At 63.6% G+C, this 19,233-nt stretch carries 22 protein-coding genes and 1 tRNA gene; 9 read left to right on the forward strand and 14 right to left on the reverse strand.

Annotated elements, in window-relative coordinates; all coding sequences use genetic code 11:
- The first annotated feature begins 5 nt into the window (after window positions 1-5).
- From EWE75_RS04160 to EWE75_RS04180, 5 genes are read left to right on the forward strand one after another with little or no spacing between them, the layout of a single operon-like run.
- A complete protein-coding gene (locus tag EWE75_RS04160; RefSeq protein WP_130155429.1) occupies window positions 6-203 on the forward strand; it encodes a hypothetical protein in 198 nt (65 codons plus the stop codon).
- Window positions 204-212: 9 nt separating this feature from the next.
- Window positions 213-1,037: a hopanoid biosynthesis-associated protein HpnK gene (gene hpnK / locus EWE75_RS04165; protein ID WP_130155430.1), complete on the forward strand. Its 825-nt coding sequence runs from the start codon at window positions 213-215 to the stop codon at window positions 1,035-1,037.
- Window positions 1,038-1,050: 13 nt separating this feature from the next.
- Window positions 1,051-1,947: a ferritin-like domain-containing protein gene (locus tag EWE75_RS04170; protein ID WP_130155431.1), complete on the forward strand. Its 897-nt coding sequence runs from the start codon at window positions 1,051-1,053 to the stop codon at window positions 1,945-1,947.
- The gene (locus tag EWE75_RS04175; protein WP_130155432.1) at window positions 1,944-2,936 is read left to right on the forward strand and encodes a lysylphosphatidylglycerol synthase domain-containing protein; all 993 of its coding nucleotides are present in this window, start codon (window positions 1,944-1,946) and stop codon (window positions 2,934-2,936) included. The genes EWE75_RS04170 and EWE75_RS04175 overlap by 4 nt, the downstream gene beginning before the upstream one ends.
- Window positions 2,937-2,959: 23 nt before the next feature.
- Complete coding sequence (locus EWE75_RS04180) at window positions 2,960-4,279, forward strand: hypothetical protein (protein ID WP_231708207.1); 1,320 nt, start codon at window positions 2,960-2,962, stop codon at window positions 4,277-4,279.
- A 4-nt stretch (window positions 4,280-4,283) separates the two neighbouring features.
- Here EWE75_RS04180 and EWE75_RS04185 read toward each other — a convergent pair whose 3' ends face one another.
- From EWE75_RS04185 to EWE75_RS26425, 8 genes are all read right to left on the reverse strand, one after another.
- A complete protein-coding gene (locus EWE75_RS04185) occupies window positions 4,284-5,117 on the reverse strand; it encodes an MOSC domain-containing protein (protein WP_130155433.1) in 834 nt (277 codons plus the stop codon).
- Between the two features lie 80 nt (window positions 5,118-5,197).
- A tRNA-Cys gene (locus EWE75_RS04190) sits at window positions 5,198-5,271 on the reverse strand.
- Window positions 5,272-5,355: 84 nt separating this feature from the next.
- Window positions 5,356-6,348 carry a tyrosine-type recombinase/integrase gene (locus EWE75_RS04195; RefSeq protein ID WP_130155434.1) on the reverse strand — a complete coding sequence of 331 codons (993 nt, stop codon included), beginning with the start codon at window positions 6,346-6,348 and terminating at the stop codon, window positions 5,356-5,358.
- A 25-nt stretch (window positions 6,349-6,373) separates the two neighbouring features.
- Window positions 6,374-6,634: a DNA-binding protein gene (locus EWE75_RS04200; RefSeq protein WP_130155435.1), complete on the reverse strand. Its 261-nt coding sequence runs from the start codon at window positions 6,632-6,634 to the stop codon at window positions 6,374-6,376.
- Window positions 6,627-7,193 carry a hypothetical protein gene (locus EWE75_RS04205; RefSeq protein ID WP_130155436.1) on the reverse strand — a complete coding sequence of 189 codons (567 nt, stop codon included), beginning with the start codon at window positions 7,191-7,193 and terminating at the stop codon, window positions 6,627-6,629. Before EWE75_RS04205 ends, EWE75_RS04200 begins: the two co-directional genes overlap by 8 nt.
- 128 nt (window positions 7,194-7,321) lie before the next feature.
- The gene (locus EWE75_RS04210; RefSeq protein ID WP_130155437.1) at window positions 7,322-7,864 is read right to left on the reverse strand and encodes a hypothetical protein; all 543 of its coding nucleotides are present in this window, start codon (window positions 7,862-7,864) and stop codon (window positions 7,322-7,324) included.
- A complete protein-coding gene (locus tag EWE75_RS04215) occupies window positions 7,861-8,214 on the reverse strand; it encodes a hypothetical protein (RefSeq protein ID WP_130155438.1) in 354 nt (117 codons plus the stop codon). The genes EWE75_RS04210 and EWE75_RS04215 overlap by 4 nt, the downstream gene beginning before the upstream one ends.
- Before the next feature lie 90 nt (window positions 8,215-8,304).
- On the reverse strand, window positions 8,305-8,472 hold the full coding sequence (locus EWE75_RS26425; protein WP_165388263.1) for a hypothetical protein: 168 nt from the start codon (window positions 8,470-8,472) through the stop codon (window positions 8,305-8,307).
- Between the two features lie 30 nt (window positions 8,473-8,502).
- Here EWE75_RS26425 and EWE75_RS04225 point away from each other — a divergent pair, with 30 nt between their 5' ends.
- Entirely contained in the window at window positions 8,503-8,712 is a 210-nt protein-coding gene (locus tag EWE75_RS04225; protein ID WP_130155440.1) for a hypothetical protein, read from the forward strand.
- A gap of 109 nt (window positions 8,713-8,821) precedes the next feature.
- Here the strand turns inward: EWE75_RS04225 and EWE75_RS04230 are convergent, their stop codons facing one another.
- From EWE75_RS04230 to EWE75_RS04255, 6 genes are all read right to left on the reverse strand, one after another.
- Window positions 8,822-11,968 carry a phage tail tape measure protein gene (locus tag EWE75_RS04230; RefSeq protein ID WP_130155441.1) on the reverse strand — a complete coding sequence of 1,049 codons (3,147 nt, stop codon included), beginning with the start codon at window positions 11,966-11,968 and terminating at the stop codon, window positions 8,822-8,824.
- Between the two features lie 55 nt (window positions 11,969-12,023).
- Entirely contained in the window at window positions 12,024-12,266 is a 243-nt protein-coding gene (locus EWE75_RS04235) for a hypothetical protein (RefSeq protein WP_130155442.1), read from the reverse strand.
- Between the two features lie 214 nt (window positions 12,267-12,480).
- On the reverse strand, window positions 12,481-14,463 hold the full coding sequence (locus tag EWE75_RS04240; RefSeq protein ID WP_130155443.1) for a prohead protease/major capsid protein fusion protein: 1,983 nt from the start codon (window positions 14,461-14,463) through the stop codon (window positions 12,481-12,483).
- Window positions 14,464-14,526: 63 nt separating this feature from the next.
- The gene (locus EWE75_RS04245; RefSeq protein ID WP_206364672.1) at window positions 14,527-14,739 is read right to left on the reverse strand and encodes a helix-turn-helix domain-containing protein; all 213 of its coding nucleotides are present in this window, start codon (window positions 14,737-14,739) and stop codon (window positions 14,527-14,529) included.
- On the reverse strand, window positions 14,729-15,055 hold the full coding sequence (locus EWE75_RS04250; protein ID WP_165388264.1) for a hypothetical protein: 327 nt from the start codon (window positions 15,053-15,055) through the stop codon (window positions 14,729-14,731). The genes EWE75_RS04245 and EWE75_RS04250 overlap by 11 nt, the downstream gene beginning before the upstream one ends.
- A gap of 63 nt (window positions 15,056-15,118) precedes the next feature.
- Window positions 15,119-15,595, reverse strand: coding sequence for a hypothetical protein (locus tag EWE75_RS04255; protein WP_130155445.1), 477 nt, complete (start codon window positions 15,593-15,595; stop codon window positions 15,119-15,121).
- Window positions 15,596-16,304: 709 nt separating this feature from the next.
- Here EWE75_RS04255 and EWE75_RS04260 point away from each other — a divergent pair.
- From EWE75_RS04260 to EWE75_RS04270, 3 genes are read left to right on the forward strand one after another with little or no spacing between them, the layout of a single operon-like run.
- Window positions 16,305-16,970: a protein-L-isoaspartate O-methyltransferase family protein gene (locus tag EWE75_RS04260; RefSeq protein WP_130155446.1), complete on the forward strand. Its 666-nt coding sequence runs from the start codon at window positions 16,305-16,307 to the stop codon at window positions 16,968-16,970.
- A gap of 18 nt (window positions 16,971-16,988) precedes the next feature.
- The gene (locus EWE75_RS04265; RefSeq protein WP_130155447.1) at window positions 16,989-18,497 is read left to right on the forward strand and encodes a TolC family outer membrane protein; all 1,509 of its coding nucleotides are present in this window, start codon (window positions 16,989-16,991) and stop codon (window positions 18,495-18,497) included.
- Window positions 18,498-18,528: 31 nt separating this feature from the next.
- Window positions 18,529-19,020 carry a DUF2497 domain-containing protein gene (locus EWE75_RS04270; RefSeq protein ID WP_206364673.1) on the forward strand — a complete coding sequence of 164 codons (492 nt, stop codon included), beginning with the start codon at window positions 18,529-18,531 and terminating at the stop codon, window positions 19,018-19,020.
- Window positions 19,021-19,233 lie beyond the last annotated feature (213 nt).

The raw sequence follows: 19,233 nt of genomic DNA on the forward strand, positions 1-19,233 counted from the left end.
TTGTCGTGAGCACGGCTTCGGATATGACGGTCAACGAACGGCTCGCCGCGCGCGGGCTGTTCGAGGATTGGGAACGCGCGGTGCGCGCGGGCGACCGCGCGACGATGGTGCTGTTGCTGCGCCGGATCGGCATCCCCAACGCGCCGCGCGTCGCCGATATCGTGCTCGCCGATCCCGCCTTCTACGGCGTCGGCGCGGTGTGAGGCGGATACGTGAAGACGGTCATTCTCAATGCCGATGATTTCGGCGTGTCGGTCCCGGTCAACGATGCAATCGAGCAGGCGCACCGCGACGGCATCCTCACCACCACCAGCCTGATGGTGACGGGCGAGGCGTACGCGGATGCGGTAGCGAGGACGCGAACGATGCCGCATCTCGGCGTCGGCCTGCACATCGCGCTCGCCGAGGTGCCGCCCGCGCTCCCGCCCGAGCGCATTCCCGATCTCGTCGATGCGGGCGGCATGTTCCGTATCGAGGCGCTCGCCACCAGCCTCGCGATCCTGCTGCGCCCGGCGGTGCGGCGCCAGCTCACCGCCGAGATCGAGGCGCAGTTCCGCCTGTTCGTCGCGACCGGGCTACCGCTCGACCATGTCGATTCGCACAAGCACATGCACATGCACCCGGCGATCGCATCGACCGTCATCGCCGTCGGCCAGCGCTTCGGGATGCGCGCCGGGCGTGCGCCAATCGAGCCGCGCGCGGTGCTGCGCAAGGTCGAGCCGGTCAAGGGCATGGATATCGCCGCGCCCTTCGCGCGCCGCGTCCGCACCAAGCTGCGCCGTGCCGGCATGAAGGCGCCCGATCACGTCTTCGGCCTCGCCTGGTCGGGCGGGATGACGCCGGACCGGCTGCGCGGCATCCTCCGGCATCTGCCCGACGGGGTCAGCGAAATCTATCTTCACCCCGCCACGGGCGACTATCCGCTCGCCGCACCGGGGTATCACTATCAGGAAGAATTGGCGGCGCTGCTCGATCCGGTTGCACGCGACATCATCGCGCGCGGCGGCATCCGGCTGGCGCGCTTCGCCGATCTGTAGACGGAACCCGCGTATGAACTATATCCCCGGCAGAATCGAAGCCGCCGGCCCCGCGCTCGGTGAGCGCGTCAGGCTCGGCAGCCACGCGCACAAGATCCTGTTCTGTCGCGCTTTGCTCGATACCCACGATCCCTACACGCCCGCGCTGATCGACTGGCCGGTGCTGGAAGACGACGTGCGCGCCAAGATCGTGTCGCTGCCGATCTGGGACATGGCGGTTCAAACCGAGGGCAGGACGGGGCTGTTCGTCCAGACTTTCGCCGATTTCGTGCGTGATCCCGAACTCAAGACCGCGCTCGAAATGGATGCCTTCGAGGAGAAGCGCCACAAGATCGTGCTCGCCGACATGGTCCAGCATTACGGTATCGTGCTCGAACCCGAGCCGCCCTACATCAAGCCCAAGGACGCCGAATGGGCGTTCATGCGTTCGGGCTTCTCCGAATGTATCGACAGCTTCTTCGGCTTCGGCCTGTTTAAGATCGCCAAGGACACCGGCTTCTTCCCGCCCGAACTGATCGACACGTTCGAGCCGGTGATGCGCGAGGAGGGGCGGCACATCCTGTTCTTCGTCAACTGGGTGGCGTGGTGGCGGCGCAACATGCCGTGGTGGCGGCGGCCCTATTTCGAACTCAAGGTCTGGGCGGTCTGGTGTTTCCTGATTTGGGAGCGGCTGGACATGGCCAAGGGCATGGGCGAGAACACCAAGGCGCAGGAAAACAACTTCACGCTCAACGGATCGAAGGAATTGGGCGTCGAGATCGAATTTCCCGAACTCGCCGCGATTTGCCTCGCCGAGAACGACCGCCGGCTCGCGCCGTATGACGCGCGGCTGATCCGCCCCAAATTCGTGCCCGGCGCGATCCGGCTCGTGCTGAGGCTGATGCGGAAGAAGACCCCGGCCACCGCATGAACCGCTTCGCGCGCGCCGGCCTGCTCGCCGCCACCCTGATCGGCATCGCGGTCGCTGGCTGGACGGTCGGGGCGGTCGGCGCGCGGCAGGTGTTCGCGGGCATGGCGGCGATCGGCTGGCTCGGCATGGGCGCGTTCCTGCTCTGCTCGGTGGGCGTGCTGCTGCTGCTCGGCGGCGCGTGGCTCGTCACCGCGCCTGGCGAGCCACTGCGTCGGCTGCCGTTGTTCGTCTGGGCGCGCACCACCCGCGAGGCGGCGACCGACGTGCTGCCTTTCTCGCAACTCGGCGGCCTCGTCGTCGGCGCGCGTACGCTCGCGGCGCGCGGCGTGCCCGATTCGCTGATCTACGCCTCGATGGTCGCTGACATGACCACCGAAATGGCGGCGCAATTGCTGTTCACCATCGCCGGGGTCGCGACCCTGCTCGTCGTGCTGACCAGCGGCCCGGTCCACGCCGGGCTGGTGTCGCTCGCGATCGGTGGGCTGGGCGTGATGGCGGTGCTGATGATCGCCTTCATCGCCGGGCAGCGCCCGGTGCTCAGGCTGGTCGGCGCGGTGGGCGCACGGATGATCCCCGGTTCGGTCGAGGCGGTCGATGCGGTGCGCTTGCAACTCGACGCGGTCTACCGCGAACCCAGGCGGATTCTCGCCGCCTTCGCGCTCAACCTGCTCGCGTGGATCGGCAGTGCGGCGGGGGCGTGGGTGGCGCTGTGGTTCATGGGGTCGCATGTGCCGCTGTGGGCGGCGCTGACGATCGAGGCGCTGATCTTCACGCTGCGCAGCGTCGCTTTCGCAGTCCCCGGCGCGATCGGTATTCAGGAAGCCGCTTATGCGCTGATCGGCCCGGTGTTCGGCTTGCCGCCGACCACCGCGCTCGCGCTGTCGCTGCTCAAGCGCGCGCGCGATCTCATCATCGGCGTGCCGGCGATCCTCGCGTGGCAGGCGGGCGAAGTCGGCGCGCTCGTCGCCAAACGGGTCGAACCCGCCTGACCGCCCGCAGCCCCCGCATCGTCGTGGCCGCGCTGGTGCTGGCCGCCGCGCTACAGCTCGCCGCCTATTGGCCGGGCATCATGTATTGGGATGCCGTGCGCCAATACGGCCAGGCGGTGAGCGGCGCCTTCGACGACTGGCATCCGCCGGCGATGGAATGGGTGTGGCGGCAAATGATCGCGCTGCATCCCGGTCCCGCTCCGATGCTGCTGTTGCAAGCCGGGCTCTACTGGCTCGGCTTCGCCCTGCTCGCCGCGCGCGCCCGGCAGCGATGGCCGGTCGTGCTGGTGGCGCTACTGCCGTTCGCGCTGGCGACGCTCGGCTCGGTGCTCAAGGACAGTCTGATGGCGGGCGCGTTGCTCGCGGCGGTGGGGTTGGCGGCATGGGCCGGTCGCGAAGGCCGCTGGGGCCTGCGCATCGCCGCCATCACCTTGCTGCTGTTCGCCGCGACCTTGCGCTTCAACGCCTTGCTCGCCGCGCTGCCGCTGCTCGTCGCGGTGCTGCCGGCGAGCTGGCGACGCACGCCCGCGCGATTGGCCGCCTGCACGCTCGTCGGCGGCTTCGCGCTGGCGGCAGCGATGCCGCTCGCCAACCACGCGACCGGCGCAAAACCCAGCGGCGTCGCGCTGTCGCTGGTGATCTTCGATCTCGGCGGCATCACCGAACACAGCGGCGTCGACGCCTTCCCGCCGCTGCCGGTCGCATCACCGGTCGCGGTCAACCATCGCTGCTACGACCCGGTCCGGTGGGACAGCTACGCATGGTGGGTCGCCGAGCCATGCCCGATCGGCTTCGCGCTGATCCGCGACACCTTCGCCGCGCACCACCAAAGCCCCTATGTCTTCTGGCTAAAGGCAATCGCCGCGCACCCCATCGCTTATGCCGAACACCGCCTGCGCCACGCCAACCAGAACATGCGCTTCGTGATCGGCCACGAAATCGAACGGCCCGTGCAACCCCAATCCGCCCCCAACGACTGGGGCTACCGAATCACGCAAAACCCGCTCCAGCGCGCGCTCGACTGGCTGGCCGTGCAGAGTTGCCGCACCCCGCTCGGCTGGCCGATTTGCTGGATCGCGCTCGCGCTCGGCATGGTGTTCGCAAGCCGTGGCGTGCCGGGCATGGCGATGCCGCTGGCGCTATCCGCAGCGCTCTATGGCGGCGGCTATCTCGTGCTGAGCGTCGCCTCGGACCTGCGCTATCACCTCTGGACGATGCTCGCCGCCGGCCTCGCCGTCGCGTTCCTCGTCGATGCGGGCGTGCCCCGGCGTCGGCTGGTGCTCGCAACCGTGCCGGCGATCGGCGTGGCGCTGATCGGCACCGCCGCGCGCCTGCTCTGGTAACGCGCTAACCCAGCACCGACTCGCCCGCCTCCAGCACCTCGACCCGGTCGCCCGGCACGATCACCCCGTCGTTCTCCGGGATGGCATTTTGCCCGAACACCACGCCGCTCTTCGCCATCCGACCGAGCCGCCGCAATGTAGTGAGCGGCTCATTCCCCTCCAGACGCTCCCCGGTCAGAGGCTGCTGGGTGACGATGACGCAGCGCGAGCACAGCTTCGGTGTGCGAAACGTCACCGCGCCGATGCGAATCCGCCGCCAGCGATCTTCGCCCCACGCGTCACCGCCATCGACGACGAGGTTCGGACGAAACCGCGCGATCGGCACCGGCACCACCAGCGCGGCGTTGAGCGCGTCGAGCGAGGCGCGCGTCACGATCAGCAAAGGATAGCCGTCCGACAGGCTGACATGATCGCCCGGCACGGCATGTTTGGGGCTGACCGGCCGCACGCCCTCGTTGCCCTGAAACACCACCCGCACCGGCCTCCCCAAAGCGCGCGAGAGATAATCGTTGGTCTCCGCATCCGCCATCCGCACGCTGACGCTATCGTTCCAGATCCGCGCATCGATCCGCAAAGCGGTCTCGGTGGGGCAGGGCGCCCGATGCGTACCGACGAGAGGATGATCGAACACCAGCGCATCGCCCTCGATCCGCACGTCGAACACCGCCATGTCAGGCATCTCGCGGCGTGTGAGGAAGCGCCCGTCCGCATCGACGATCATCCACCGCCGGTCGCCGTCGATCCCGCGCGCGCCGATCGTCGCCGCATCCAGCGCATGGCCACGCAGGCTCTTGACCGGGTAGCGGTACAGGGCGGTTACAGTCGGGAGCGTCGTCACGACCGACCCTTAGGACACGATAGCCCCTCGCGCGAAGGGCTTTCTGTCAGGGGCGCGCCAGCAGGGGCAGCGCGTGGAAGTGGAGGCCCGACCGGGAATCGAACCCGGGTGCGAGGATTTGCAGTCCTCTACGTCACCACTCCGCCATCGGGCCGGAGGCGCGCATTTGTGCGGATTTTGGCCCGCCGTCAACCGAGAGTTCGCACTTTTTAAATACGAGTTCGCAGTTTTCCGAAAATCAGGATGCATCACGCGCCTCCGTTTTCTCGACGGCCGACTTCGCGCGCAGGCGCTGCGATGCGTATTTCATCGCCATAGCATGCGTGCGGTGGCCTAGGACCGCCTCGATCTCAGCGATCGTGCAGCCAGCTTCATCCATGCGCGAGCCGGCGGCGTAGCGCAGGCCGTGCATGGAGCGATCGGCTGGCATACCTTCGATCATGGTTACAGCCCGCCGCAGCGCCTGTGACAAACTGCTTACCGTGTACGCCCGCCCTTCGATCGACGTGCAGATGACAATGCCCTTGGCATTGCTCCGCAGCGCCTCCAGGTGGCGTCGGAGCGCGCTATGGCATCCGATATCGAGCAGCGTGCGCGTCTTGCTCTGACGCACTCGCACGACGCCCCCCTGAAACTGCTGCCACGTCATGCGCACAACATCCTCACGGCGCTGACCGGTGTAGAGCGCGAGCAATACCGGCGTCAGGACATGCGGCGGGCATTTCGAGCAGAACAGGTCTATCTCGTAATCAGACCAGACGGTAATTTCGCGCACGCCGCCCTTTGGTTTCAGTTCTTTGATGCCGCGTGCCGGGTTGAAGTCGTCAGGGACGTAGCTGTTTTCACCAGCCCAACCGTATAGCCGGCTGACCATCTGCTTGATTTTGTGAGCCTTGCGAGGCGTGGTTGCGGCGTATTTGTCGCGCACCGCCTTTATCATCGCGCGCGTCGTAATGCGGAACTCTTGGTCGCCCAGCTCAAACGCGATCAGATCTAGCGTGCGTTGATAATCAATCTGGGTAGGATCAGAGAGCCGCTTGAACTCGACGCTTTTTGCATATTGCTTGGTGAGCCAGGTGAAGCTGCGTTGATTGACCTCAACGGTCGGCCGGCCAATTTTCTGTAGCAGTTGGCCGTACTTGATGTGGAAGTCGGCGCTTTCGGGCGAGCCGGGCAGGGGGACGTCACCGACGAGGCGATGCCGAAACCGCCAGTAGCGTCCGCCCTTCACCGCGTATGTGTATTTGGGGTGCTGCCTAGCCACGGGAGAACTTCGCTAAGAAAGCGCGTTCTTGCTCAGCGGCCGCCCGCTCGGTGTCGTGATCCGAAAGAGGCTGGCCGGAGATGCGGTTCACGTAAATATCTAGCGAGATACGATCCCACAAAACGCGCTTGCCGATGTTAAGCGGTACGATGCCGAGGGTGCGGAATGTGGATGCGCTGACGCCGAGATAGCTCGCAGCGAGTTCGACCGCCATCAGTCGAGGCCAATCGGGGAAGGACGCGGGATCAGCCATGACGCGCCCCGGACCCACTTGGAGGTTGCGGGGCTGATGGTTCCATTGTGGAAGGGCCGGCTTTGTACCCGGAATCAGGCGCGTCCGCGAAGTCGTTCCGCAATTCGCTCGGTGAATGTCCAAGCACTCCCGCCAGTCGGTCGCGGGCCGCTCGCACGACTTCGCGGAGGTCCATTTGGAATTCACCCATGAGGCCACGAGCGCTTTCGCGATCTGATGTCTCATCGGGGTCGTTGAAACGGCGAATAGTTGGATTGGTCTGCGTCTTCATCGCCGACACTGGCAACCGAAGGATGTAGCGAGCGCATTTGGGAGCGCACCCGCTGTCGATCGCTGCAAGCTCAGCCTCGGCGATGAGCGCAATGTGCGTGTAAGCAGCATTGGTTGCCCATATAGCCGAGGCCGCAGGCATACCGGCCTGTATCACCAAAAGGTCAAGCATCACCATGCGCGCGCAATCCGCTAGATCATAGCGCGGATTGCCCGCGTCGCGATCTGCTCGATCACCAATCCTCAGGTTGTGGACCTTGACCCATGTGCGCAGCGTGCCGTCGTTCATCGCCGCGGCTTCCGCCACAGGGCCGACACGGAGGTTGCGAAAGCTGCTGGAGGATATCATGACGACCTTTCGAGTTGCCCAACACGATATGACGCATGCATTTCGTGTTGGCAACGACGAAATCGCGGTCATGACATCCGCTCCAATTGCGCAAGCGTCGTTTTGACAATCTCATCGCCCAGATCCGATTGGATATCGATGCCGTGCCGTATCTTAGCCACGATCCCCTTTTTCGTGCTAGCGGGCGTCCAGCGCAGCTTTCGCACCTCCGCATCCCGGCGATCTAGCCACGCTGCGTTACCTGCAGGATCGTTTGCCTCGCTCACAAACTCGCGATCCACCTGTTCGAGGCGGCGAACGGCGACGAGAGCTGCGTCTTCCGCCGGTTGCGTCCAAGCAAGCTCTCGTTCCCACAAATCAATTACCGCTGTTTGCCGGTCCGCCGGCGCGATCTCAATCAGCATCGCACCGATCGCGGCTCGGTCGCCGTTGAGCCGCCCCTTGAGGCTCAAAGCGTTGCCGCCGACCGTCAAGCCGCACCCCAGCCTGTTCCAACGCCGTATCCAGTCCGCAGCGTCCCATTTCGGCGCAGCAATCGCCGGCATCACAGCGGCGGCGGAAGCGGCCATGCCGCCAGCGAGCATGAGCCGCCGTGTTACACGGCGGCTCATGCTGCCCGCCTCGGGTACGAATGGCTATGCGTGGTATCATCAACCACGGTGACGTTCTCCGCCATCCGCTCGATCTCACCGTCGGCGATCGAAGCCAGCGAACGGATATGGGCGAAATGCGGTTTGAAGAACAACGCGCCCGGCAAATCTGGGACACAATCGCAGGCGTTCTGAATGGCGACGATCAGCGCGGCGACATTATCGAGCCCGCAATGCACTGCGTGGATCGGCTCGGCGACGTCCTCCAACGGCAGATCGACGATGTACACGGTAGTAGGGGAAACCGGGTCAGCTTTTCCCGCTGACGAATGCGGGTGGCGGGTGCTATCCGCCCCTTCAGCCTGTTGCATGGGTTAGTTCCTTGCGATTCGGTTAGGCCCGGAGTGAGGTTGCCGCCTTGCTTCGGGTCGTCGTTTGTGTGACACCATAAATTACACATGTCAAATCGTGACGTCATAAAATCGCGGGGCCGTCCGGCGACCGGAAAGGGAGCGCCGATAACGGTGCGGCTTCAACCCGATTTGTTGGCCACGGTCGACGCTTGGATTGCGGCGCAGCCAGGTGGTCTGTCCCGCCCCGAAGCGATACGGCAGATCGTCGCGGCGCATTTCGAACCCAAGACGGACTGAGAATCGGTCGTGTCATATCCGTCGAAGTTTCACATAAAACGTGCCGTGGAAGCGGCGCGTGAATGCGGCATCGACGTCGGCGGTTTCGAGATTTCAGCAGAGGGCGCAATCCGGGTCTTCGACAAGCGGGGCGAGGACTTGATAGAAGCGGTTCGCTTGGTGGCTGGCGCTCAGCAAAAACCCTTGAACGACTTCGATCTTTGGAAGGATCGGTTGTGACGCGTCGAACCACACCCGCCTGAGAGCCGCCTTGTAACACGGCGGCTCTCAGGCGGGTTCTCAGGCAGTAGTAAACCGACCAAGGGTATGTTCACCTAGGACCCTAAGCTCACCCGCGCAGGGTCCGTGCCTGCCGGGTCGCCACCTTCCCCGCATAACCACTGACCGTCTGCACCGAGACGTTGCCCGAGATCGCTTGGACAGTTGGCTCGAATAGCTGGCCCGGCCCGACCACCAGTTGCACCACCGATGGCGTCGAGGACGGCCCAGCGCCGCGACCACCGTTCGGCACGACGGTCCCGCTGATGCCGGGATAGAACCGTTCCGGTCCCCGCTCGCCGACAGTGTACCAGCGATCCGCCTGAATACTGCCGCCGGTCGCACGCCCGCCGCCGAACGTTTGGCCGAGGAAGCCACTGATGCTGCCAATCAGGCCACCGCCGCCGCCCATGCCGCCAAACAGTGTGTTGGCGAGCGGCTTGATGAGCGCTTGTTGAATCGCGATGTCGAGCAGCGACGCGATGATGCGCTTGCCCATGTCGGCGAACGCATCGCCCAGAGACTTCGCGCCGAGGATGGCGTCGGAAAGCCCGGTGTTCAAATCCTTCAGCGCGTCAACGGCGCCGCTCTGCACCGTGTCCGCGATCTGGCCCGATGTCTGGTTGAGCGAGCGCATGTAGCTCGCCGCCGGGCTTTCGTTCTCCCGGTCCTGCTTCGCCTGCTTGTCGGCATAGACCGCATCGAGGCGGTCTTTCGCGCGCGCCGCGTTTGTCCATTCGGCCGAGCTGGTCGGCGCGGTCGCGAGAGTGAGGTCGAGCTTCTTTAGCTCCGCCTCTTTCTGCTTGGCGAGGATCTGGTCACTCAGCTTGCGCCGTTCCTCCGTCGATTGCGCCAGGTCGAGCATCGCGGAGAGGTGCGTCTGTTCGGCATCGTTCACGGCGATGGCGAGGTCATATTCTTGCTGATTGACGGCATCGGATAGACGCTGGTTGGCGATGCCCTTTCTGTATTCAAAGGCCTGCTCTTTTATGGCTATGAGCTTGTCGGCCTGCGCGCTGGTAATGGCTTGGTCGGTGGCAAGCTGGTGAGCGTATTCGGCGCGCTCCTTCTCGATCGCGCCCATGTCGGCTTTGTACCGGGCGCGGGGATTGTCGGTCATATCAGCATTGGCATCGAGAACGTCCTGCCGGGCATCCGCGAGCTTCGCAGCATAGTCATAGGCGTCGGCTGAGGTATCGCGGCCCTTGGGGCCGTTCCTCGTTCTCTCCGGCCTGTCAAAATTCGGGTCTAGCTTCGGTCCTACCGGCGCTTCGGCGATCCCGATGTTGTGACGGATCGTGTTCAGCTTCTCGATGCGCTGCCCGACCGTCTTGATGTTCGCCTCAAGGTCGGCGCGCGCCTGCGCAAGCTTCTTTCCGGTGCCATATACCGCGCTACCGACGGACATGGCTGAACCACCGATCGCGGGGTAGTTGCCAGGGTCTCTGCTCTCCGCCTTCGCGCGGGTATACGCGGCGTGCGCGGCCTCTAGGTCCGCATCGGCCTTCTTGAGCGCGTCGGCTGCCGCCGCTCGATCCAGCTTGGCCTTTGCGAGTAATTCCACCCGCAGCTTTCCGGTCGCGGTGATTAACTGGTACGTCGAATCCGTTGCTTCTTTGTTCGCTGCGGTCGCCGCGTCCAAAGAAGCCTTTGCCGCGTCGGACGCCTCGGGAACCTTCGAATATTGCTGGTAGACGAGGTAGACCCCCGCCGCCAATGCGAGCGCCCAATTCGACATGATCGCTGCATTCATCGCCATCGCCGCAAGGCGCGTGGCCCCCATCTGTAGCGCCAACGCCCCGAATAGCCGGATCGCGACGCCGATCGGGTTTACCAGCGCGGCGAGAGCGGTAGCGATTGGCCCAAACCGCATCAGGATGCCCGTTGCCACGACCTTCGCCATGAACGGCACCAGCGCGAAGAAGGCCGCGCCGAGAGTTTGTACCGCCGCCGCCGTGATATAGACCCAAGGCGGGAAGCTGGCGAGCCAGTTGATCGCATCGGCAAAGGTGTTTTTGATCCAAGTCATTGCCTGTATCAGCCCCGAGTCGCCGATAACAATCTTGAGCTTCTCCCAAGCATTCGCCACTCGCATCGTGGCATTTGCCTCGCCCTGCATCAGCGCTGACAACTTCTGATCGGCAGATGCCTTGTCGATCTGGCTGCGCATCTCGCCGACTTTTTTTGCGCCCGCATCCATCAGGGCAATAGCTGCACGCATCCCATCAGTGCCGAATACATCCGTGAGGAATTGCCGCTTCTTCATATCGTTGAGGTTGGCGACTTTTTGATTCAAGATATCGGCGATTTCGGATAGCGATTTGGCGCTCTTGTCGCCATTCTGTGCCACGTTAAAGAACGAAATCCCGAGAGTGTCCAAATCTCGCTTTGCTTGGTCCGACGACGGATTTAGCGAGAGCAGGAAAGTCTTGAAGCTCGTTCCAGCGTCTGAACCACCCCCCATCAGGGGAATGAGCGTGGCAAGCGCCGTGTTCATATCGTCGAAGCTGTAGCCAAGGCCACCGGCAACGCCGCCCACCTGTGCGATAGCGTCGCGGAAGTCGTCGAACGACAGCTTGGAAGCATCGAGCGAGCCGCTCACCTTGTTGACGAGGGTCGGCAACTGCGAAACCGGGAGGTGGAATTGCTGGAGGATGTCGCTCGTGACGTCCACCGCTGACGAAAGATCGGTCTGCCCCAGGGCGGCGAGCTTCAGCGACGCGACCAAGCCACCGTCGAGAATGTCCGCCGCCGACATGCCGTTGCGCGCCAGCGCGGCGATGCCCCCGGCCGCCTCCATCGCGCTGCGTCCAAATGCGGGGCCGAGCGCCATCGCCGCGACGCGCAGCTTGTTCAACTGGTCCGGCGAGGCGTCGAGCATAGCCGCATGAACGTCGTTCATCGCCTTCTCGAAGTCCGAGGCGGCGTCGTTCGATTTCTTACCGATCACTGTCAGTGGAGCTAGCATCGCCGCCGACATCGCAAGGCCAGCCATTTGAATCTTGTGCGCGGTTTCGGTCGCCGTAGCCGCGATGCTCACCAGCGCCAAGTTGGCTTGCTCCGCAGCGCGGTTCATCGCGTCCGACATGGTGCGACCGGCCTTGTCGAAGTCCTGCCCTGTTCGGCGCGCTTCATCCCTTGCCGCCCCCATGCCCGACTTGAAGGCCGCGTCTTTCACAGCAAGCGACACGGTGAGCGAGGCGAGCATTCCAAGCATGGTATATCCTATTCGTTGCCGACAGGTGGCGCATTGATAAGGAGGTGGGACAGGATCAAGACACGCCCCAAGGGCCGGGATGGGCCAATCGCCGAGCGTTATCGGCAGCTAGGTCGGCGACCTTTTGAAGCTGCAACCAAGCTTTGTGCTTGTCGGTGGCATCTTCGGCCAGTTTTAGCGCGGCTTTCATCATCACGACGGAAAGGCGCTCAGCGCCGAGATCATTGCCGAGAGAATCGATCATCGATGCCGCGATAGCGCCGGCAATGTGATCATCTGACAATTTGGCTTTATTCATTTTCAACACCTTCCGGAAGGAACAATGCACCTCCCTCTGTTTCCTAATTGGGAGCATGCAGGTTCAGATTGGTTGCGGTGCGCTATGGGCGCCCCTCCGACGAGAGGATCGTCGGAGGGGCTACGGCATCCCTAAGCCGCCGCGACAGGATGATGCCGGTCAACCAACCGAGCGCGGTCCTGTTTGATCGCGGACATCCGCGCTTCGCTTCTCTTTATTGGCCGGGGTTCTGGTAGGTGCCACGCCAGTCGATCGCGGCGGCACCGATATCAAGCCGTGCTTTCGTGTCCACGCCATCGACGTCGAACCCCGCCCGCGTCTCGACATAGACATCTTCCTGTCCGGCCAGCCGCGCGATTTCCAGCGTAGGCCATGCCGATGGATCAGCGAAGAGACGCCACGCGTTGCCGGTGAGGCGAGAATCGACGACTAGCTCAAGCTTGCCGCTGAACGGGTTAACGTCCGCAGTCGTCGCCGCCGCGAGCTGCGCGAGAACCTGCTCGGCTTCCGTCTCCTTCGCTGCGCCGACCACCAGATACTTCGGCGCGATGTTGAGCGGGGTTGCGCCGTCGATATCGGTCTGCTGGCGCATGGCCTGCCGGCCGGCCGAAAGGGAGCCGACTGTGATCGGCAATCCAGCCGGGGCAAGGTTGCCATGCGCTGCGCTGTAGAGCCAATTCCCGTCATGCATGACCGGGCCGTTTCCGTTGATGAAGCCAGCCAGCAAATTCGCCTCCAACTCGCCTGCCGCTCGGCCCCACGCACTGAACACCGATGTGAAGCCTGCGAGGTCATCATTGATGATCGCCTGCCGACTGATCGAGAAAATACGGCCATAGGTTTGCAGGGCGTAGCTTTCTGCCGCCTCTACGACGGTGCCGCGCTTGAACTCGGCGTTTTCCGGCACAAGCAGCAAGGCCGGGTTCGCCGAGAGACGCGCGATGGTGAGCGCCTTGAAGTCGTTGGCGCTACGCGGCTTCGCCAGGACCTTCAGGGGAGAGGGATAGCCCTGAAAAACGTCGAGCAGATACCGCGCGGCGGCATTGCCGAGGATGATCGGGAAATCGCTGGTCGTGTGCTGCCCGAGGCGCTGAACGATCTTGCTCGGGCTGTCCCACCGCGCCGTTTCCCCGCGCGCTTCCATCAACCCGCGAGCTAGATCGACCATGCGCGCGCCCATGAACTCGCGCGCGTCGTCGGTTGGGGCGCGACCGCTCATACGCGCATATAGGGCGTTCTCCATCCGCGCCATCAGGCTGGACTGTCCAACCTGCTGGTCGGCGAGTACCGCGTCGAACTCGCCGCCCGTGCGGCTGCTGACGCTTCCGCGTTGCCGAACGCGGTAAAGCTCATCCCGGCAACGCTGCTCAAGTTCACGACGCGAGAACGGCTCGCGGGCGTGATCCTCGATCAATTGACGCTCGAACGACCGCGAATAATCGTCCGATCGACCGCAGAGGTCACGAATGTAATTCGTCGTGATCGAGCGTTGCCCGCGAGGCGCGGCGCGGACTTCGCCCTCGTCAGCATCGTCAAGATCGTCCACTACCTCGCCGATGGGTAGCGCGCCGCCAGCGCCGCGATTTTGCACCCCAGCCGGTGCCGACGATCGGCTCGCGCGCGAACCACCTTCAACGATACGTGCCATGTTACTACTCCCGGAACGAACTTGTGCGCCGGGGTCCGCCGGCACGGTTACAAAGGAAATCTCAACTGGTTCCCAGTCGATTGCGTGCAGCTCGTCCGGCCCACCATCATTGGAGGTGAAGCGCTCGAAGGTGTGCACTTCGTACCCGACGCTGATATTGCGCAGGTGACCAGCGCGAATTTTAGCTACAGTGTCCGCAACATCCGGCGTATCGGAGAGGCGGAGCTTAGCGATCCCTTTGCCGCGCTCGATCTTGGCCGAACCCGCGATAACCGACCCGATCGCCGCAGCGAGCGGCACACTTTTATGAGAATCTAGAACGCAGGCGCCAGAATTGAGGCGTCCCAGCCGCACTGACGCCGGGTTAAGATCCAGCGTCTCAATCACCTGTTCGAACGAATAGAAGTTGAACCGCTTTACCGGCGCGCCGGTGGTCCAGATAACGTCGATGGTGCTGTCAGCCTCGCTCCATGAACCGGGGTTCAACTCCGCTGCTCGATGGTGGATCGCGGTCTGATCGGCGCTGTTGCGGGTCTGGATGCTCGTCATGGCCGCGTTACTAGCCACATGCTTTCACAAGCGCGTCCGGCGTGTGAGGACATACGGGGCGAGTTAGGACGCGGACGGACAACCTGTGCCAAGCGAGGGCATTACGCGCATGTTCAACTGCAAACGACGGATATCCTCGAAGCCGTAGCGCACCCTCCCGCCCGGAGTGAGGCTATACCCGATCGCGCCGTTACCCCGCCAACGGCGCAGCGTCCGATCGGAGATACCCAGCACCCGCGCCGCCTGCGCCTCGGTCATCCAGCTGTCATTTTCCATCGGGTTGGCCCTCTCGTGCTGCCACCATTTCAAGACCAATCTGGCGGATCAGCGCATGCCTAGCTTCGGGATCTGCCCCACGGCATTCCGCCAGCCTCAGTACGAACGCTTCAGCCGCCTCAATGTCGATCTGATATTTTCTGCCAAATGTGCCGTGGCGTAAGACCGGGAAGTCGGCGTGCAGCGCGATCAACCTACGTAAAATCGCCTCTCCAGGCATGCTTGGCCGGCGCGCCAGATCAGTTAAACTGCCGATCGAACCCAAACCGGAAGCACAAGAATAAGCCTTCTGAAATAACGGGTCACTCGCACGCATCACGCCTTTACACCCCGTAAGACAAGAATTGGCCGGAAGGACCCAAGCCCACGGTCAACACCTTCACGAAAGCCCAAGAGTGAACTGGACGGCTAGATGCGGTTCACTTGGTTCGGCAAGCGCACTAAGCGCCTTGCGTATCTCCAAGAGATCGAGGAGCGCCGCATCTACCTTCGCAATCAAGTCTGGCGACTTCTTGCGACTACGCCGTGACGCAACGGGCGGCAGCGATCCGACGAACGGGCTTGGTAGCGTATCAGTTACTTGAGCATGGTCTGCGACAAAGCCAACATCGGTGAAATGAACGCCGTTGCTCGTTACCTTCCGGTGTCCCGTCGCCGCCATCAACCGCGCGAGCATGAGATAATTGATGCTGCACTCACCATTCGCGAGCGCCCAGCTTTGGTATGCCCGCATGAGATCGCTTGATCTGATGCGTGCGCCGGTAATCCTACGCAGGTTGGTGCGGTAGAAGCGCTCAAAAAACGAGGGCAGGGGTTCTGGAAGGGGCACCCCTTCCAGTTGGAGGGGTGCGATCAAGGGTGGTCCTTCCATATTTTTCGAAAATCTACGGCGTGAAATCTCATCAAATCAAAGACATGCCGAGACGCTGTGTTGTCAAAATATGAGTTTGGAAGGGGTGGAAGGGTAAAACAGGGTATTTGGCTATAGAGATTTATTGCAGAAATTAGGAAATCGACCGCCCGAAGTTTTGCCCTATACGCGGCGGGTCGAATACCCCTTCCACCCCTTCCAAAGCCGCAGAAAACCGTTGTTTTGCCCTTCCAAACCGCTGCTTCCAGTGGAAGGGCAACCCCTTCCACTCTCGGGTCCGGGTACGGGCTTGCTGCCAAGTCATCCCATCGGCCGCCTTGGCAGAACTTATAGATCGCACCCGGAAGGGCGTGGCAATCCTCGTGCCCCCGCACGCCCGGGTGCGGGTGAGGGGCATCGACGCGAGCCGAGAGTTCGCACTCTTCTCGTAAGCTATTGAAATGTAGTGGTCCGGAACCGCAGGCATAAATGCGAACAATCGCTGTTTTCTGCCGATTTGCTGTGGTTTTGCAGTCCTCTACGTCACCACTCCGCCATCGGGCCGGAGGCGCGCATTTGTGCGGACAATGCGCGCAAGTCAACCGCGACATGCGAAAAATCCGTGCGTGGCTTGGCGGCGCCCTGCCACCACGATACAAGCGGCAATCTCGACAAGTGCATTGCATAAGCAACACAGTTATGCGACAGGGGCGTTATGACTTCGACGGCATCTCAACCGACCCACGAAACCATGCGCCGCGCGATGGTCGCCAGCCAATTGCGGCCCAACGCGGTCAACGATCCGCGTGTCGTCACCGCGATGGACCGGGTGCCGCGCGAGGCGTTCCTGCCCGCCGCCGCTGCGGAGATCGCCTACCGCGATACCGCCGTGCCGCTCGGTCACGGCCGTTTCCAGAACGTGCCGATCGCCACCGGCCGGCTGCTCACCGAAGCCTATCTCGAACCCGCTGACCGCGTGCTGCTGATCGGTGCGGCGGGCGGCTACACCGCGGCGGTGCTGGCGCAGCTCGTCGCCTCGGTCGTTGCGGTCGAAAGTGATGCGACGCTCGCCGCCGATGCGCGCGCCGCGCTTGCCGGCTATCCGAACGTCACCGTTGTCACGGGGCCGCTCGAAGCAGGCCACGCCGCCGGCGCGCCCTATGACGTGCTGGTGATCGACGGCGCGGTCGAACAAGTGCCCGACGCGATCGTCGCTCAGGTCCGCCCCGGCGGCCGCGCCGTCGCCGGCATCAGTGATCGCGGCGTGACCCGGCTCAGCGCGGGCCGGCGCACCGCCGGCGGCTTCGGCCTGGTCGGGTTCGCCGATATCGAATGCGTACCGCTGCCGGGCTTCGCACGCCCGAAAACCTTCTCCTTCTGACGGGATACTCCGCCGGCAATGCGATATTCTCTATCTGTTGCCGGCGCGGGGCTGCTGCTCGCCGCTGCGCCGGCTGGTGCCGAAACGCTCCGCGAGGCGCTCGCCAAGGCGTATAACACCAATCCCACGCTCACCGCCGATCGCGCCAATGTCCGCGCGATCGACGAGACTGTGCCGATTGCGCGTGCGCAGGGGCTGCCCGCCGCCAATGCGTCGGTTCAGTATAGCGAAAACGTCTACAACGACGCCAACACGCTCTCCAACCCCAAGCGCCAGATCGGCATCCAGCCGCAGCTCACAGTGCCGCTCTACGCGGGCGGTGGTATCCGCAGTTCGATCAACGCGGCGAAGACTCGCGTCGATGCCGGGCGGTTGTCGCTGCGCGATACCGAAGCGAGCGTGTTCTCCTCGGTGGTCGGCGCCTATATGGACGTGATCCGCGACGAGGCGATCGTGTCGCTCAACGCGCAGAACGTCCATGTCCTCGATGTCAATCTTCAGGCCAGCCGCGATCGCTTCCAGGTCGGCGACCTGACCCGCACCGATGTCGCCCAGTCCGAAGCGCGGCTCGCGCTCGCCCGCAGCCAGTTACAGAGCGCGCAGGCGCAGTTGATCGCGAGCCGGGAAGCCTACATCCGCTACGTCGGTACGCCGCCCGGCACGCTCGAAGAGCCGCCGGCGCTGCCCAATCTGCCGGCCGACCCGGAAGTCGCGGTCGATGTCGCGCTCAAGGACAATCCCGCGCTGCTCGCCGCGCAGAAGAGCCGCGATGCGACCGTGTTCGATGTCGGCACCGCATCGGCGGCGCGGCTGCCACGCGTCAGTGCGGTCGTCGGCGGCAATTATTTCAACTATTTCGATTCGCTCGGGTCCGCCACGCAGTTCGGCCTGACCCAGACCGGCAAGTCGGCCACAGTCGGCGTCCAGCTCAACGTGCCGCTGTATCAGGGCGGTGGCCCGACCGCACAGATCCGGCAGGCGCAGGCGCGGCGCGGTCAGGCGATCGAACAGGTCACCGAGGTCGAGCGCAGCGTCATCGCGCAGGCGCGATCGGCGTATGCGATCTGGAAGTCCTCGCTTCAGGTGATCGCGTCGAGCGAGACCGCGGTCAACGCCAACAAATTGTCGCTCGAAGGTGTCCGCGCCGAGAACAGCGTCGGCAGCCGCACCATTCTCGACATCCTCAATGCCGAGCAGGAATTGCTCAATTCGCAGATCACGCTCGTCTCCGCCCAGCGCGATGCCTATGTCGCCGGCTTCTCGCTGCTCGCGGCGATGGGCAAGGCCGAGGCGCGCGATCTCGGGCTGGACGGCGGCGCGCTTTACGATCCGGTCGTCAACTACAGGCACGTCAGCCATACGATCTGGGATTTCGCACCGGCGCCCGCGCCCAAGCCGGTCGCGACCAGCACCACCGCCACCCCGCCGCAAACCGCGATTGTGACCAAGCCGCTTGACCCGTTTCTCGATACACCAGTTGACAGCCCTGCTACAAATCCCACAGACAGAGCGGTCAGAACACGTTAACCAAGATGCCGGGGCGAAAAGGTTGATCGCAATGGGGGATATCAGCTCCGAACCGTCGATGGAGGACATCCTCTCCTCGATCAAACGGATCATCGCCGAAGAGGGCGATGTCGGCGCCGGCCGCAATCGTCGCCCGCTGCGTCCGGCCGGCGGTCGTCCGCTGCCGCGTGACGTGCTCGAACTGAGCGATCCCGTCGAGTACGACGCCGAAGACGAGGCTGAAGAACCGATGCCTGCCAAGATGACAGCGCCCGAGCCGACCCCCGTCCAGTCTGCGGACGTGATCGCCAAGGCTGAGGCGCCGACCGAACCGTTGCTGTCGCGCGGTGCCGAGAACGCGACGATCGATGCGCTCTCGCGGCTGATCGTCAAGCCCGAGGTGTCAGGCTCCGACACGCTCGAAGGCATGGTGCGCGAGATGCTTCGGCCGATGCTGCGCGAGTGGCTCGATTCGCACCTTCCCGCGATGGTCGAGCAGATGGTCGCCAAAGAGATCGCCCGCATCACCAGCCACGGCCGCTAAAGCCGTTTGCGATCCCACCATCCGTTCGTGCTGAGCTTGCCTCAAACGCAGGCGCGCGTAGCACGCCCTTCGACAAGCTCAGGACGAACGGTTCTTTTGGAGGATCGTTGCGATCACAAATTGGTCTGGAGCGGTACGACTTCATTATAACCGTTCGTGCTGAGTAGGGATCGAGTAGGGCCAAAGGCCCGTATCGAGAGCACGTATCGAAGC

The sequence above is a fragment of the Sphingomonas populi genome (assembly GCF_004208535.1).
Classification (GTDB): Bacteria; Pseudomonadota; Alphaproteobacteria; order Sphingomonadales; family Sphingomonadaceae; genus Sphingomonas; species Sphingomonas populi.